General features: G+C 53.4%; 12 protein-coding genes and 1 pseudogene. 3 read left to right on the plus strand and 10 right to left on the minus strand.

Annotation, left to right across the window (positions count from 1 at the left end; translation table 11 throughout):
* Positions 1 to 525 precede the first annotated feature (525 nt).
* The 5 genes and pseudogenes from AC2FJW_RS04565 to AC2FJW_RS04585 all read right to left on the minus strand — a co-directional run bounded on the left by AC2FJW_RS04565 (position 526) and on the right by AC2FJW_RS04585 (position 7526).
* Complete coding sequence (locus AC2FJW_RS04565; RefSeq protein WP_496749348.1) at positions 526 to 1599, minus strand: ABC transporter ATP-binding protein; 1074 nt, start codon at positions 1597 to 1599, stop codon at positions 526 to 528.
* Positions 1596 to 3812 (minus strand): ABC transporter permease, encoded by a 2217-nt coding sequence (locus tag AC2FJW_RS04570; protein WP_496692016.1) that lies wholly within the window; start codon positions 3810 to 3812, stop codon positions 1596 to 1598. Before AC2FJW_RS04570 ends, AC2FJW_RS04565 begins: the two co-directional genes overlap by 4 nt.
* Positions 3813 to 4838 (minus strand): ABC transporter substrate-binding protein, encoded by a 1026-nt coding sequence (locus AC2FJW_RS04575; RefSeq protein ID WP_496749349.1) that lies wholly within the window; start codon positions 4836 to 4838, stop codon positions 3813 to 3815.
* Between the two features lie 292 nt (positions 4839 to 5130).
* Positions 5131 to 5889, minus strand: a pseudogene (locus AC2FJW_RS04580) (IS5 family transposase).
* Between the two features lie 134 nt (positions 5890 to 6023).
* Positions 6024 to 7526, minus strand: coding sequence for an AMP-binding protein (locus AC2FJW_RS04585; protein ID WP_496749350.1), 1503 nt, complete (start codon positions 7524 to 7526; stop codon positions 6024 to 6026).
* A gap of 788 nt (positions 7527 to 8314) precedes the next feature.
* Between AC2FJW_RS04585 and AC2FJW_RS04590 the strand changes: the two genes are divergently transcribed.
* From AC2FJW_RS04590 to AC2FJW_RS04600, 3 genes are all read left to right on the plus strand, one after another.
* Entirely contained in the window at positions 8315 to 8893 is a 579-nt protein-coding gene (locus AC2FJW_RS04590) for a TetR/AcrR family transcriptional regulator (RefSeq protein ID WP_496749351.1), read from the plus strand.
* Between the two features lie 124 nt (positions 8894 to 9017).
* Positions 9018 to 9431, plus strand: coding sequence for an ester cyclase (locus AC2FJW_RS04595; protein WP_496691956.1), 414 nt, complete (start codon positions 9018 to 9020; stop codon positions 9429 to 9431).
* A gap of 202 nt (positions 9432 to 9633) precedes the next feature.
* The gene (locus AC2FJW_RS04600) at positions 9634 to 10710 is read left to right on the plus strand and encodes a DUF2652 domain-containing protein (RefSeq protein ID WP_496749352.1); all 1077 of its coding nucleotides are present in this window, start codon (positions 9634 to 9636) and stop codon (positions 10708 to 10710) included.
* Between the two features lie 180 nt (positions 10711 to 10890).
* Here the strand turns inward: AC2FJW_RS04600 and AC2FJW_RS04605 are convergent, their stop codons facing one another.
* The 5 genes from AC2FJW_RS04605 to AC2FJW_RS04625 all read right to left on the minus strand — a co-directional run bounded on the left by AC2FJW_RS04605 (position 10891) and on the right by AC2FJW_RS04625 (position 14040).
* Positions 10891 to 11352, minus strand: coding sequence for a hypothetical protein (locus tag AC2FJW_RS04605; RefSeq protein ID WP_496749353.1), 462 nt, complete (start codon positions 11350 to 11352; stop codon positions 10891 to 10893).
* Positions 11353 to 11887: 535 nt separating this feature from the next.
* The gene (locus AC2FJW_RS04610) at positions 11888 to 12133 is read right to left on the minus strand and encodes a hypothetical protein (protein WP_496690100.1); all 246 of its coding nucleotides are present in this window, start codon (positions 12131 to 12133) and stop codon (positions 11888 to 11890) included.
* A gap of 14 nt (positions 12134 to 12147) precedes the next feature.
* Positions 12148 to 12867 carry a hypothetical protein gene (locus AC2FJW_RS04615; protein WP_496690099.1) on the minus strand — a complete coding sequence of 240 codons (720 nt, stop codon included), beginning with the start codon at positions 12865 to 12867 and terminating at the stop codon, positions 12148 to 12150.
* A 508-nt stretch (positions 12868 to 13375) separates the two neighbouring features.
* Positions 13376 to 13729: a hypothetical protein gene (locus AC2FJW_RS04620; protein WP_176865328.1), complete on the minus strand. Its 354-nt coding sequence runs from the start codon at positions 13727 to 13729 to the stop codon at positions 13376 to 13378.
* Between the two features lie 59 nt (positions 13730 to 13788).
* Entirely contained in the window at positions 13789 to 14040 is a 252-nt protein-coding gene (locus AC2FJW_RS04625) for a hypothetical protein (protein WP_496690098.1), read from the minus strand.
* Positions 14041 to 14385 lie beyond the last annotated feature (345 nt).

The raw sequence follows: 14385 nt of genomic DNA on the forward strand, positions 1-14385 counted from the left end.
ATCCACACGCCTGAAGTGGCCCAGACCAGGTTGAGCAATCCGACGATCGATTTTCTGCCCTGCAAGATGGCACCAAAGCAGTGTTCCGACCGCGCCTTGGGTTACAATGGCCAGGTCTTTTCCGTCTTGGTTTATGACGATTGACAAGACTGTTCGAACGATACGCAGTTGCGCGGCATGGGCTGTTTCCCAACTGCAGAAGCTGGACATAGGTGCCTTGAAAAAGGGTGTCAGCGGTGGACCTTGAATATCGAGGGAGGAAGGAACCCGGTAGTGTTTCGGTCGTTCTCACTCAATCCAGGCTCGGAATTCGCAACCAGCCCCAAAGGCTTTGCAAGGATAGCGTCTGTTTCGGACGCTTTTCGCTCGGTACTGGACCAGATATCTGTCGCGCTAGACATGGCCTTGCTTTGTGAAAATGTGTCGGCTCGGGCGCGGCCAATTTCACTCAAACCCCATTCGGTGACCGGTGTCTCTGGCTCAAGGACGACCTCCGGTTGAGAGACGACTAAAAGTTTACCCACGTCACCCTTCCGGCAACAGAACGGGGCCACGTTCGGCAAAAGACATTTTGACTTCCGAGCCGATTTCCAGTGGCTCGTCCACGTCGTCCTGCACAGCAAATACCTGCCCGAAGGCACCGGCCAGAGTGTACTCCATCCGCACGCCAACATAGGTCGCCTTGGCAACTTTGGCCGGGATGCCGATATCAGATCCAATCAATATCCGTGACGGGCGCACGGCCAGCGTTGCGGGACCAGGCGTTAGGCCACGAGAGGGGAGCGTGTGTTGATAGCCCTCGATTTCGATCGTGGCTAAATCGCCTTTGACGGAAAGAATAGTGCAACTGATCAGGTTAGCCTCACCAATGAAATCGGCCACGAACCGGTCAACCGGCGCATCATATAGTTTACGCGGCGTGCCGATCTGTGCGATGGCAGCGTTGCGCATGACGACAATCTCATCTGAAACGGCAAGGGCTTCTTCCTGATCGTGAGTCACATAGACGACGGTCAAACCGAGATCTTGCTGAATGGCACGGATATCTTCGCGCACCTGGCGACGCAGTTTTGCATCGAGGTTTGAGAGAGGTTCGTCAAAGAGCAAAACCTGTGGCTCCAGTACCAATGCACGAGCGACAGCAACACGCTGTTGCTGCCCGCCGGAAAGTTCGCTTGGCAAACGATTGTCGAAGCCCTTCAGGCCAACCAAGTCTAACCCATGCAGCGCGCGCGATCGGGACTCGCGCTTGTCAAAGCCGGAAAAGGTCAACCCATACATGACGTTCTCTAGCACGCTCATATGCGGAAAAAGCGCGTAGGATTGGAAGACCATCGACACGTCACGGTCGGTAGCGGGTAATTTGGTCACGTCTCGGTCGCCGATCAGAATTCGACCCGAGGTCGCCATTTCCAGTCCTGCGATCATGCGCAACGTCGTCGTTTTACCGCAGCCCGAGGGGCCTAAAAGCGTCACCAGTTTGCCCGCTTGGACGTGCAGATCGATGCTGTCGACGGCCACCACATCCCTGCCGAACACTTTCGAAACACCGTCGAAACGAACAGGCGCGGCTTTACTTGCTATAGTCGTTTCGGTCATGTCGTTTTCTCTGTCCCGAGTTGTGTACGTCGCCCGATCTGAACACGGCCCACGAGGATTTGTAACATCCCGACTGCCGCCAACATCACGAAGATCAGCGTTGTGGAATATGCGATTGCAAGACCGTAATCGTTGTTTTCGACCCGACCGATAATGTAGCTGGTGGCCATGTCATACTCGGCGGAAACAAGGAATATCACCGCCGATATCGCCGTCATTGCCCGGACAAAACTGTAAACCAACGCAGCCAGGATAGCGGGCCGTAAAAGAGGAAGAATTACCCGCCTGAAAGTCTGCCAGGAATTTGCACCGAGCGTCAGCGAAGACTCGTCAAGCGACTTGTCTAGTTGTGACATAGACGCAATACCCGCGCGAACCCCAACCGGCATATTGCGGAAGATAAAGCTGACGACAAGGATAACGCCTGTGCCAGTGATCTCGATCGGGGGCACGTTGAATGCCAGGATATAGCTGACGCCAATAACCGTGCCGGGAATAGCGAAAGAGAGCATCGTGCCAAACTCAAACGCATTCTTTCCCGCAAAACTTTGCCGTGTCAGCAGATAGGCAGTGACCAACCCCACGGCGGCCGTCAACGGTGCGGCAATGGCAGCAATGGTGATTGTGGTCCAGAAACTGTCCCAGGCGGCTCCGGTCCAGCGAATACCTTCTTCTTCGAAGCGAACCGAAAAGGCTGTGACGTAGTGTTTGAACGTCAGCGAGTTATCAACGCCCCACAGTTCGACGATACTTCCATAGATGATCATCCCGTAAACCACGGCAGTGAAAACCGCCCAGGCAATTGCAATGCCCAGAACCGGTATGGCAAGGCCGCGCGGCATCAAGGGGTGCACACCCGCGTCGCCCTTGCCGGAAACGGTGGTATAACTCTTTTTCCCCAGCCACGCGCGCTGCGCATAGAAGGCGGAAAGTGTGAAGAACAAGAGCACCATGGCCAGAACAGCAGCACGGCCCTGATCGTACTGCGCTCCGACGATGGCGAAGAAAATCTCGGTCGACAGCACATCGAAATTCCCGCCCAAAACAAGCGGGTTGCCAAAGTCGGCCATGGATTCGATGAACCCAAGCAGGAAGGCATTGGCCAGGCCGGGACGCATCAGAGGCAGGGACACGGTTTTGAATGTTTGCCAACGATTGGCTCGAAGGGTTTGGGCGGCCTCTTCCATCGAAGGTGACACCCCTTCGACCACCCCGATCAAAACCAGAAAGGCGATCGGCGTAAATGCCAGAGTCTGAGCGATCAGCACCCCGGGCATGCCATAAAGCCAGCGCGTAGGCTGCACACCAAAGATCTCGGCAACAAATTTGGTGACCGAACCGGAAAGCCCAAACAGCAGGATCAGTGCAAGACCAATCACGAAGGGCGGTGTGATAATCGGCAAAACTGTCAGCGCGCGCATCCCGCGTTTAAAACGAAAACCTGACCGTGTGACGACAAGCGCGAAACAAAGGCCAAGCGCGGTTGTGATGAAGCCCACAAGAACTGCAAGAAACAGAGAGTTCCACGCGGCCCCACATTTGGCACCGGCAAAACAGCCCAATCCCCAAAGTCGGTCATCAAAGAATTTCGAGGCAAAAACCGAAACTGAATAGGCACCATCTTCGGTAACGAAGGCGGCAAACAACATCTTCGCAATTGGAAAGAAAACGAAAATTGTAACAATGGTGATTACGCCACCAATAGCGCTGACGACGAAAACGTCGCCATTTATTGCGCCGCGGGCCGCAATACCCTGAGTTAAAAGGAACAGGAACGCTGTGGCGCAGATCATCGCGCCGTATCCCATGCCGAACTGGCGGATCTTCGGCTCTCCGAACAGCGCCTTCATCCAGTCGAAATTGAACCCGCGAATGCCAATTGAGAACCCTTGCGCAATCAGCCAGCCAAAACCCAAGGCACCAGCCAAAATCAGGATACGTGCGTATTGTGGATCGGACTTCGGTTTGCCGAGTATCAACAAAGGCAAGGTAAGCGGGACCAAAAGCGGCGTAAGCCACAGCTTTTCGCCCTGTCCGATCAGGAAAGCGGCGGGCGCATAATCTTCATCGAACGGATATCCATCGACCAGCCATACGAATGACCAAATGCCATCCTCCACCATGAACCATGGCAGCAGACAGAAACCGACCCACCCGGCAACAATCCAGAAGATCAGAACCGGGTGGTTCGTTTTTGGTGTGGTGTCAGTCACTTACTGTGGCAGTACTGAGACCTCTTCGTCCCATTTCTGCAAGAGACGCTTGCGTTCGTCAGACGAGCCGTACTTTTTGAAGTCATAGTCAATAAGCTTGATCTGGCTCATGTCAGGTGCGCTTTCAGAGGTCTCCGAATTTTTGTTGGACGGAACCTGGAAGGCGTTAACCTCAAGCGCAAGGTTCTGGGCCTCGGGGCTGAGCGCCCAGTCATAGAACTTTTTGGCTTCTTCTTCATTTCGAGCGCCGTCAATGATCGACATCGAGCCGATCTCATAACCTGTGCCTTCGCATGGGGCCACGACCTTGACCGGAAAACCTGATACGGCCTGCTTGACCGCATCATGCATAAAGACGATGCCGATGGTGTTCTCACCCCGGCCGGCGGCCTTGATTGGGGCCGAACCCGACTTGGTGTATTGGTTGATGTTCGAGTGCAGGCCCTTCATGAACTCAAAGCCGTCGTCTTCGCCAAATATCTGAACCATCGAGGCAAGCGTCGTATAAGCGGTGCCCGAGGAATTCGGGTTCGCCATTTGCACGTGCCCTTTATATTCGGGCTTCAGCAAGTCTTTCCAACATGCGGGCTCGGGCAAGCTGTTCGCGGCCAAGAGGTCGGAGTTGTAGCCGTAGCCGAGTGCGCCTGAATAAATTCCGATGGTTTTGTTACCTGCACTTTCAGCCTGCGAGATCGCCCAGTCGTGAAGCTGGTCACGCATCGGCGACACGTATTCCATCGTCAGGCCTTCTTCGGCGGCTTGCAAATGGGGATCACCGGTACCGCCCCACCATACATCGCCTTTAGGGTTAGAACTTTCCGCGCGAATTTGTGCAAACGTCTCGCCCGAGGACTTGCGGGTCATATTGACGTCTATGCCGGTGGCATCCTCGAAACTGCGCGCCATGAGTTGACACCAATCTTCCTGTGCCGAGCAGTAAAGCGTCAGCTTCTCAGCTTGGGCCGCAGTTAGCGAAGCCGCAAATGCTATCAGCGATCCCGCCAGCGTCGTCGTCAGATTTTTCAATTTCTTTCCTCCCCTATGTGTCGTGCCGAAATTCCCAGCGCGATACTCGTCAATTCGTCGCTAGTGGCGGTCGCTCTAAGTCGCTAGTTGATCTACTTGCGTTGGCCAGATCAACATCCGACCAGCCTCCCAATGACAGAAGCAATCTCAACACTGTACTGCTGGTTCTGCAAGAAAATTCAACGAGCATTGGTTTTTTGCACCGGTGGGATTTGAACCGCCAAGCCTGTTTACAGCACCAAGTTTGAGTATCGGGAGCGTATTTTGATGCCGCATTGTTTAGGGTCAGGACTCATAACCAATAGATGACAGTTGCTGCGAGAGCGATTGCTGAGAGGAAGACCTTTGGACATCGGTCATAGCGGGTTGCGACCCGCCGCCAGTCTCTCAATCTGCCGAACATGATCTCGATGCGATTGCGCCGTTTGTACCGGTGCTTGTCATAGCGCACGGCTTTGGCACGCGACTTTCTACCAGGGATACATGGCCGTATACCCTTATTTTGCAGGGCTTTTCTGAACCAATCAGTATCATAGCCGCGATCACCAAGCAGCCATTCGACGCTCGGCAGGCTGCTCAATAGTGCCCTTGCACCAATGTAATCGCTGACCTTGTCCAGCCGTTACAAAGAAGCTGATGGGGCGTCCCTGACAGTCGCAGACAGCATGCAGCTTGGTGTTCATACCGCCTTTGGTCCGTCCAATCAGGCGTCCACGCCCCCCTTTTTGACGCCCATGCTGGTCGCAGTCCGGTGGGCCTTCAAATAGGTGGCGTCGATCATGACAGTCTTTTCTTCGCCGTGCTCGGTGGCCAATCCCATTATGATCCGGGCAAAAATACCTTTCTCACTCCATCGCTTCCAGCGGTTGTACAGGGTCTTATGCGGTCCATACTCTTTGGGTGCATCTCGCCAGCGTAAACCGTTGCGGTTGATGAAGATAATACCACTCAGCACGCGTCGATCATCGACACGTGGCTTGCCATGTGACTTTGGAAAGTAGGGCTCGAGACGTGCCATCTGCACGTCATTTAGCCAATAAAGATCTCTCATGTCACCGCTTGATTTTCCACCCGTGAATCATGCAGAGCGGTGAAAATCAATGGGTCCTGACCCTAAGTCGCCGGTTGCTGCCCAGCAGAATTGCCATGTAGTTGAACGACGAAGCTTGCCTTCGAGAGGCTAGATCAAGTGGCGCCGACACTCGCTTGTCGAAGCAGGAACCTTTGAATTTTGCCGCTGGGTGTCTTTGGCAGTTCTCTAACGAATTCGATAAGCCGAGGATAGGCGTGTGCAGAAAGGCGCTGTTTGACATAATCCTTCAGCACTGCAGCCAACGCCTCATTACCTTCTGTGCCTTCCGCCAGTACGACCACCGCTTTCACTATTTCGGTCCGTTCCTTGTCCGGCACGCCTACAACTGCCGCCTCCGTCACAGAAGGGTGTTCAATCAGAGCGCTTTCAACGTCAAACGGTCCGATGCGATACCCCGAAGAGGTGATGACGTCGTCGTTCCGCCCTACGAAAGTGATACATCCGTGTTCGTCCCGCTCCACCGTGTCCCCGGTAAGATAGTATCCGTTCTCGATCGATTTGTCGCCCTTGTTCAGGTAGCCGCTAAAAAACAAGAGAGGTGAATCCGCGATGTTGACGGCCAATTGACCAGGCTCATTGAAATCGGCGATGCTGCCATCATCGGCCAGAACCTCGACCCTGTATCCCGGCATAACAAAGCCGGCCGATCCCGGACGAACCGGATGTTCGAGCCCGTGATGATTATTCACCAGCATACCCGTTTCGGTCTGCCCATAGTGATCTTTGATCGGCGCATTCAGTTCGGTCTCGAACCAGCGGATGACTTCGGGGTTTAGCGGCTCGCCTGCGCTGCTGATGCACCGGATCTGATCGCGCAGCTGTGCCGCGCGCTCGGTTCCGGCGGCGATGATTAGTCGAAACGCAGTAGGCGCGCCTGCAAAGTTAGTCACATTCAATCTCGAAATCACGTCATATGTACTGTCCACTGTGAATGGTCCCTCGACCAGAGTGGTTGCATGACCCAACAGTAGCGGGCCGATCAACGCATAGTATAGACCATAGGCCCAGCCCGGATCGGCAATGTTCCAGAAAACATCCTCATGCCGCAGACCGATCCCTTCGACCATGTAAGATCTAAAGGCAGGCAGCGCCTTTAGGGGCACGGGAACTCCTTTTGCGGGACCTGTAGTTCCAGATGTCGCCATCATGAACATCAGGTCATCGCCGTTCCGCAATACCGGGACGAACTCAGGCGATTGCGAGGCCATTGCCCGGCGGAAATCAATGTCTCCCCCAACTACCCCTTGTTGCGTATCCACAATCATCGCGACAGGCGGGCAACCTTCCACTCCGCTGAGTTTTTCGCGGTTCGCGGCGTCGGTCACAACCAGCTTCGCCCCGCTCATGGTCAAACGGTCTTGAATGGCCTTGGGCCCAAAGGCTGTAAACAAAGGTTGATAGGCCGCACCGGCCCGGAGGGCGCCTAGAACAACTGTCACAAGATCCGGGGTGCGCGGCAACAGACCCGCCACGATGTCGCCGGGTTGGATGCCTTGTTCCTTAAGCAAATTGGCAAAACGCGCAGCTTCGTCGCGCAACTGCTTAAAGTCGCGGGTCTCATGGTGCCCGTCCAATGCAATCCAGTTCAAAGCCATGGGATTGCCCTGCAAATGGGCGTCACAGCATTCTACGCATGCATTGATCCCGTCGCTGAAATTACCGAAAAAGACAGACTTCGCGACGTCCAGATCAAATTTCTCCACCGCTTTGGAGTATTCTGGGGAAGTCCCAGAGTCAGAATTCGATTCCATCAAAACGTATTCCTCCAAATGCAGCCCTAAATTACCTTGCACTCAAATAGGTCGAATTTCCACGTTGGAGATTACGCGAACATCAGCGCGCCACGAGTGGTCCGTTGGTCCCGAACCAAGGCTCGATTTGGCACGAAACGGTAGGGCAACGGTCCAATGCGTGGCAGATGAAATGGGAGTGAGCCGACGCTCGTTACAGAGATACCTAGACGCGTCAGGATTCACATTTTCAGGGATACGCGACCAGGCTGTAAATCATGCAGCATTGCTCGTGCAAATGGTCTAGGTCAGGGCAGGCTCGTTCGACCATCGGAACTTTGCCTCTCAGCGAATTTCATCGAGCCGGTCATTGAAGGCCGCGCTGGGATGCGAAAATTGAGCAGCCCATTTACTGCGGTTGGTTTGAACAATAAGAATGGCTGTCAATCCTGACGTCAATTTTAGAAAACGCGGGAGCATTCCCGCTACACGGAGCAATGACAAATCAACTACTTGCCTGCGAGTTGGAATTTAAGAGCACACCATGCAAAACGTGGTAGTTCACGAAGATTCTACCCTGCGTAACGGTTTTTCCTGATCTTGCTCAGACGGTACGTGTTGCGATTTTTAAATGATCATTTTAATATGCTCCGATGGGTAGACCAAGATCATATTCACGCGAAGCTGTAGTTGAAAAAGCCATGGGTGTTTTTTGGCAAAACGGCTACAAAGCTGCATCGATAAGTGACGTTGTCCGCGAAACCGGGCTGAACACGGCCAGCATGTACAAGGAGTTTGGAGACAAGGAAGGATTGTTCTCAGCAGCTTTGGATCATTACCGCGATCATGTTATCGGGCCGCGCTATCGTATTTTGATCGACAACCCTAACTTAGAAGGCGTCGAAATGTTTCTCCGAAACGTTTTTTTGGGGGCCGCCAAGTCGGAATACAAGGGCTGCCTGATGATGAACCACCTTGCACAAAAGCATGTGATAAGTCCTGAAGCCGCAAAGCAAGTGGGCGCGTTCTGCGCAGAAGTCGAGTCATTGGTTGAAACTGCTCTTCGTAATGCCCAGGCGGATGGAGATATCGGGGCGGAGAAGGACACGGCGCAGCTTGCGAGCTTTGTGGTTTTTTGCGTTCACGGGACCGTCTTGTATGGGCGGCACGACGAAAAAAAGCACGTTATACCAAACTTTTACGACCTGGTCATGAGGGAAATTCGCGAGTGAATTTCATCCCTTATTTATTTTAAAATTGATTTTTTAAAATAAATGTTCTAAAACTATCCCATCCAGACGGAATTGAAGGCAACGACGTGCTGGACGCTAGTGAAACAGGGATAGGAGAAACACGATGAGTATTTCCGAAACGGCCATGGCCTTCTTTGATGCATGCGAAACAGGCAAAGGCTGGAACGTCTGCAAGTCATACTGTCAGGACGGTGCCGCTTTTACATGTGAAGCCGACGCATTGGCCGATATCTCGACAATCGAAGGCTATACAGCTTGGACCGCCGGAATTTTGACCCCAATCCCAGATGGCAGTTACGACATCACCTCATTCTCGACTGATCACGAACGCAACATCGTAACGGCCACAGCAGTATTCAGCGGCAAACAAACCGGTGAAGGTGGACCAGTTCCTGCCACCGGCAAAGAAATCGCAACCAACTATGCCTACGTTATGGAATTTGAAGGTGATAAGATCGCCCGAATGACCAAAATCTGGAATGATGGGCACTCTCTAAAACAACTCGGATGGGCGTAGTGACGTCGCTATAGCGGCGGCGCCATTTAGCGGCTGTTTTGCGGGAACTTGGTAACCACTTCGGGCTCTCACCGGCAACTTTGCGTCTGAGCTCCAGCCTACACATCAAGATGACCGTCTAAGGCGCATTTGGACCCAAAGTGGTTTTGAACCCTTTGTAGGTCAAAATAACCACGCCAAACACTCTTTTGGGGAGCGTGCCATGTCAACACAAACTGGATATCTGTTGATCGCCGACATTTCCGGCTACACAAAATTTTTGACCACTTCGGAAATGGATCACGCTAATCCGATTTTGCATTCCTTGCTGGGCGTACTGGTCGAACAGGTGGGTGATCCGCTCCATTTCTGGAAAACCGAAGGCGATGCCGTTCTGGCATATTCGACGCGGCAGGATTTCCCCTCCGGCGAGACCTTCCTGACCATCTGCGAGAATCTCTACAACGCATTTGCTCTTCGTCGGCAGGACATAATTTCCAACACAACCTGTACCTGCAACGCGTGTGCCAATGTCGGAGGGCTGGATTTGAAGGTTATCACCCATCATGGCCAATTCGAAGAAATGCAACTTGGCCCGGTAAAGGATTTTTCCGGCGCCGACGTTATTTTGGTCCACCGAATGGCCAAGACGAACGTTGCTGAAGCCACCGGTGTGCGCAGTTACGCGCTGTTCAGCGAAGCTGCTGCAAATGCCATGGATATCAAAGGTATAGTGGAACCGTTTTCACAGGACATCGAACATTTTGGCGAGGTTTCGATGATGGTCTACGATTTGGCTAAATCTTGGGAACGTTTGCGTGCCAACCGCGAACGCCATTTCTTGACCAAGGAAGACGGAGTTTGGACGTTCCTCCATCATTTCGATGCCCCAATTGCGGTCGTCTGGGAGGCGTTGGTCGCGCCGGAACTAAAGCTGAAATGGATGAACCGTGTACAGGAAATCACCGTCGACAGCCCGCAAGGGCGCCTCGGCAACGGGTCGGGATATCATTGCTCTCACGAACTGGCGGACTTTTTCTATCGCATCACTGATTGGGAGCCGTTCGACTATTTCTCGACCTGCATCCAAGACCCGGCGCGCACCGGGGTGAGCTTGCCCGAGACATATCAGCTGACGCAAACGAACTCTGGCACCGACTTGCGATACACAATGGGTCAAGCGACGGATGCCGAGGGCAATAGGTCGGAAATCTCAGAACAGGAGGTTTCAGCGTTCCTGGCAGAATTCTGGGCCGCATCGTTCTCTGATCTGGACGAACAACTCAAGGCCTCGAAGTAAGAGCGCTTTGTTGGGACAGCTTACATTGCGTCGGCAACCGCGAAATGCTGCTCTCTGTGATGTGTATGATGTCTGACGCCATCACCTACCGAACATTGGAGCAACAGTAACGTTTTCCCATGCCCTGCTTCCCACGATCAATCCAACGACCCTACCCGTCATAAACTCTGGGACAACATTTCACTCAGGGATTTCCACGGTTCCTACTATGTGGGTTCGCCTCAAAGGTAGTGCTTGGTACATCGACACAATGTCCGTCGTGGCTATGCCCTCGCCAGTCATCCCATCATAGCGCCCGGTTCCGACGATAATTTCCCAAGAGTTAGCCGCGCCTTTTTCACCTGCTTTCCAACGCATCGTGAAAGTGTCTTCGCCCTCACCAAAAATGCATATTCCGGAGATTGAGTTGGTCCCATCTTGGTAACCGAACCCCGATCCAAGGCATCGAGCAAGCCCGCCGTCAACAGGACCTTCGATAACTTCAAATCCTCCTTTGTTGTCGGCGATGTGGAAAATATGATCACCAAGGTCAAAGTTTTCCTGAGAAAGCGGATAGAAATTATTAAGCTCGATGCGTCGCTCCTCGGCACTGGTCGCAGTACTAGTAGCGGCCAAGACCGAGATCAAAATTAGGTTCTTCATTAAGGCCTCCTAAGGCTCCATTCACCTTAAGAGTTTTAGTGACATTAGCAAACGACGGGCATGTAAATTACGGCTATTCATGAGCGCCCGCTCGTCTCGACCCGCCTGTATGTGCGGATTGTCCGGGAATGGGTGAAGCCCATGGACCTTGAGGCGAGCACCAACGGAACGCATTCTAAGAGGTGAACCAAGGTTACTCAGATCTGCGGAAACATTGACAATCTGCGCAATAAGCGACTTCTGCCTGGACATACAAAATTGGATAGGACGGTACGGTATCCTGGCCTAGAGTTGGAGGACACATTGGCCATCGCGGAAGCTTTTGAAATTTAGAGCCACAGGGTCGTTTTCCTAGACGGCCCAAAGCTGCCATTCATCGGGTCAGGCCACGCCGCAACGCAGCTTCATCAAACCGGCCATTCGCTGCGCGGGCGAGATCCGTGCGTTGTGATAGGTAAGCACCGCGGACGAAGGGGGCTTTCGCATTATCTCGGACAACGACGCCAGGCAGCCCTAAAAACAATCAAGGGATCTATCACGACCGGCCGCCAGAGCGGCGGCGACCTTGACCGACGCCTTCCGGCACAGCCGCGCGCCAAGCTGAGGTGCCCTTGCAGCGGGAACAGATGCGCTCGCCAAAACCTTCACTCCAGAAAGAGGATTTGCAGCGCAAGCAGAACCGTTCCTTGGGCGCATCTGCAAGCGCACGCTTTGGCGGTTCCGAGACGATGAATTCCTTCTTCTTTTGCATCAGTTCCTCGCGTATCGTTGATTCAGGCATTCGCTTCTTCAACCTCATTCGGGCATAGGCGAAGTGGACTGTTGGCATGGCATCCCTTCATTTTCGGCGTTCTGAATTTCAGAGCTGTCCTGCGAAAAAACTTGCGGGGTATCGTCTTTGGAACTTTGGTCAACGAGATCGATATTCTCCCGTGTTGTCCGCGATCCCGAGTAAAGATGGCGCAATTGGGCCTCGGATACCCCGTCGGCCTGCATCACAAGCTGCACCATTGGGTCTGCCAGCATTTCTTCCAGAAAAACATCAGACAGCTCTCTTCCTGAAAGCTTGTCCTTCGCGCGGGCATTGTCGAGATCAATCAATGAAACGGTTAGGCTCCGGGTTAATCCCGGATGGGAAAAGCGTGGATGCAGGTGGACAACAACCGAAGCCTTCCAAGCTTCCGGGTTTTGGTGATCCGGAGGCGAGGCGAGTTCGGTCTCGATTTCATACTCGCCGGCGGGGAGCGTTTCTGCGAAACCGGGCACTGTGAATGGCCCGTCGAAAACTGCGATGGTCTTGCTGAATTGGTCATCCATTGCGGTGGTCCTTTCGATTAAGGGCCAGGTAGGGCTCGTCAGCCCGCTCCGGCGCGACTCTCGGGATTTTTCGAGATTGGCTGAACCGGCCTTTGCCGCCCTGATTGTCGGTTTCCTTATTCGACGGTTCAGCAGGACGGCAGACCTAATAGCCAGGTCATTGAAAGACTTGATCCCAATCGATTTCGGATTTTCCACTGAGACCTCGGTGCGTCGGTCAGACCCGAAAATTCGCACGTAGCCTATCAGTATATGGGGTTTGAAGTGCCGATTTACTACGGCGCGTTGCCAAGCAAATCAGCACACGAGGCTCGGTATCGGACCAAGGAGCGCTATTTGAGAAGTTACAACAACTTCAAATTTAGGCAGGCTTCGCTATCCCCGTTAGTTTTGGCAAGTTTTCCTTGCATAATCGAATTCTCGCGACATCCGGCGCGTTTGTTTCCCCAATAAGAGCGCTGTAGTTCATGCCTATTTTCATTTCGGACCTGACGGGCCCGGTTGGTTTGGCTGAGCCGGTGTGATCGCTTGTTGCGCTGCGATAGATTGTACCTGAGGGAAATTTCAGACTGCTTGCATCGGTATCCCGCTTTCTAACATCAAGGGTCGAACAGGTTCCATGGTCACTTTCCAGTTGCAATCTAAGCATCCCACTGACCGTAGCAAACCAGTGTAAATTGATGAGGGCGGCATTAACACAATCATACTAAGATGCATCAAGGTTCAGTCCTTCAATGCACGCTTTGGCGAGATCGCGGTTCGGGGAATCGGAACCAGGCATGGTCGCCCAACCCGCATCCATCACGGCGTCGCGTCGCTTGTACGACGTGGCAGCCTGGATCGTCGCGAGCTTTGCTAAACGCTGATTATCCGTGCGGGACATGTCGTGGCAAATTGGCACGAGCGCCGCGATCACCTGGTCCCGCGCCATTTCGCTTGCCAACTTGTTCGCGCTTCCGCCGGTCATCCAGCCGCCCCAAGAGAATCCAACGACGCCGACAAACACCGCGCCGAGCAGTGCGCCATACATACCGGGTTTCAGCCATTCAGGATTGGTCATATCAAGTCCTCCAGCGGAGAAAGCGCCGCTTCGCTATGTTGAATTGTTTCACAACGGGCCTAGTCGCAGGCAATGGCGTGCTCCAGATCCTTTTGTGTTGTCATGTGCATCGTTGTTTGACCGACATGACTCCCTCGACCCCTGACCATTAAGTAGGTCGCAGTGCGTCGGTAAGCCTCAAAGCTGAGGCCCTGCAGCAACTCCTCCTCGAAGAGAATTTCATACGCGCCAGCCGGAAACACGATGTCGCTGTTTCCCAACCTGAAGGCATTGGTGAACGTCACCTTTGACCTGATCGAACGCGTGAGCATCCCATATCTCCGTTGAATTGATCGCTGGATTTCCGGTACCGACCATGGTCGGCCGCATCAGTCCAGATGCCCCGTCAAGTCACAGCACTTAGGGCTATATTATTCCCAACCCATGGGCTTTATGCTGATCGAAGTTAGCACCCATCAGGTTCTTTACTGTCAGGATGTGAGCAACAGCCTCACCCCCAACAACCGGGGCTTGAAGGTGGCGCATTCAGGTAGATGCAAGTCTGTGCGCCTTGCAGCAATCAAGCAATATTGAATGCGGTATCCAACGCGTTGGTCGGTATCTTTGTCCCAACGATTTTTGTCGAGCGCCGCTCCCCTAGTCCGAAAGGAAAAATC

The organism is Ruegeria sp. CDSA020, assembly GCF_059612345.1.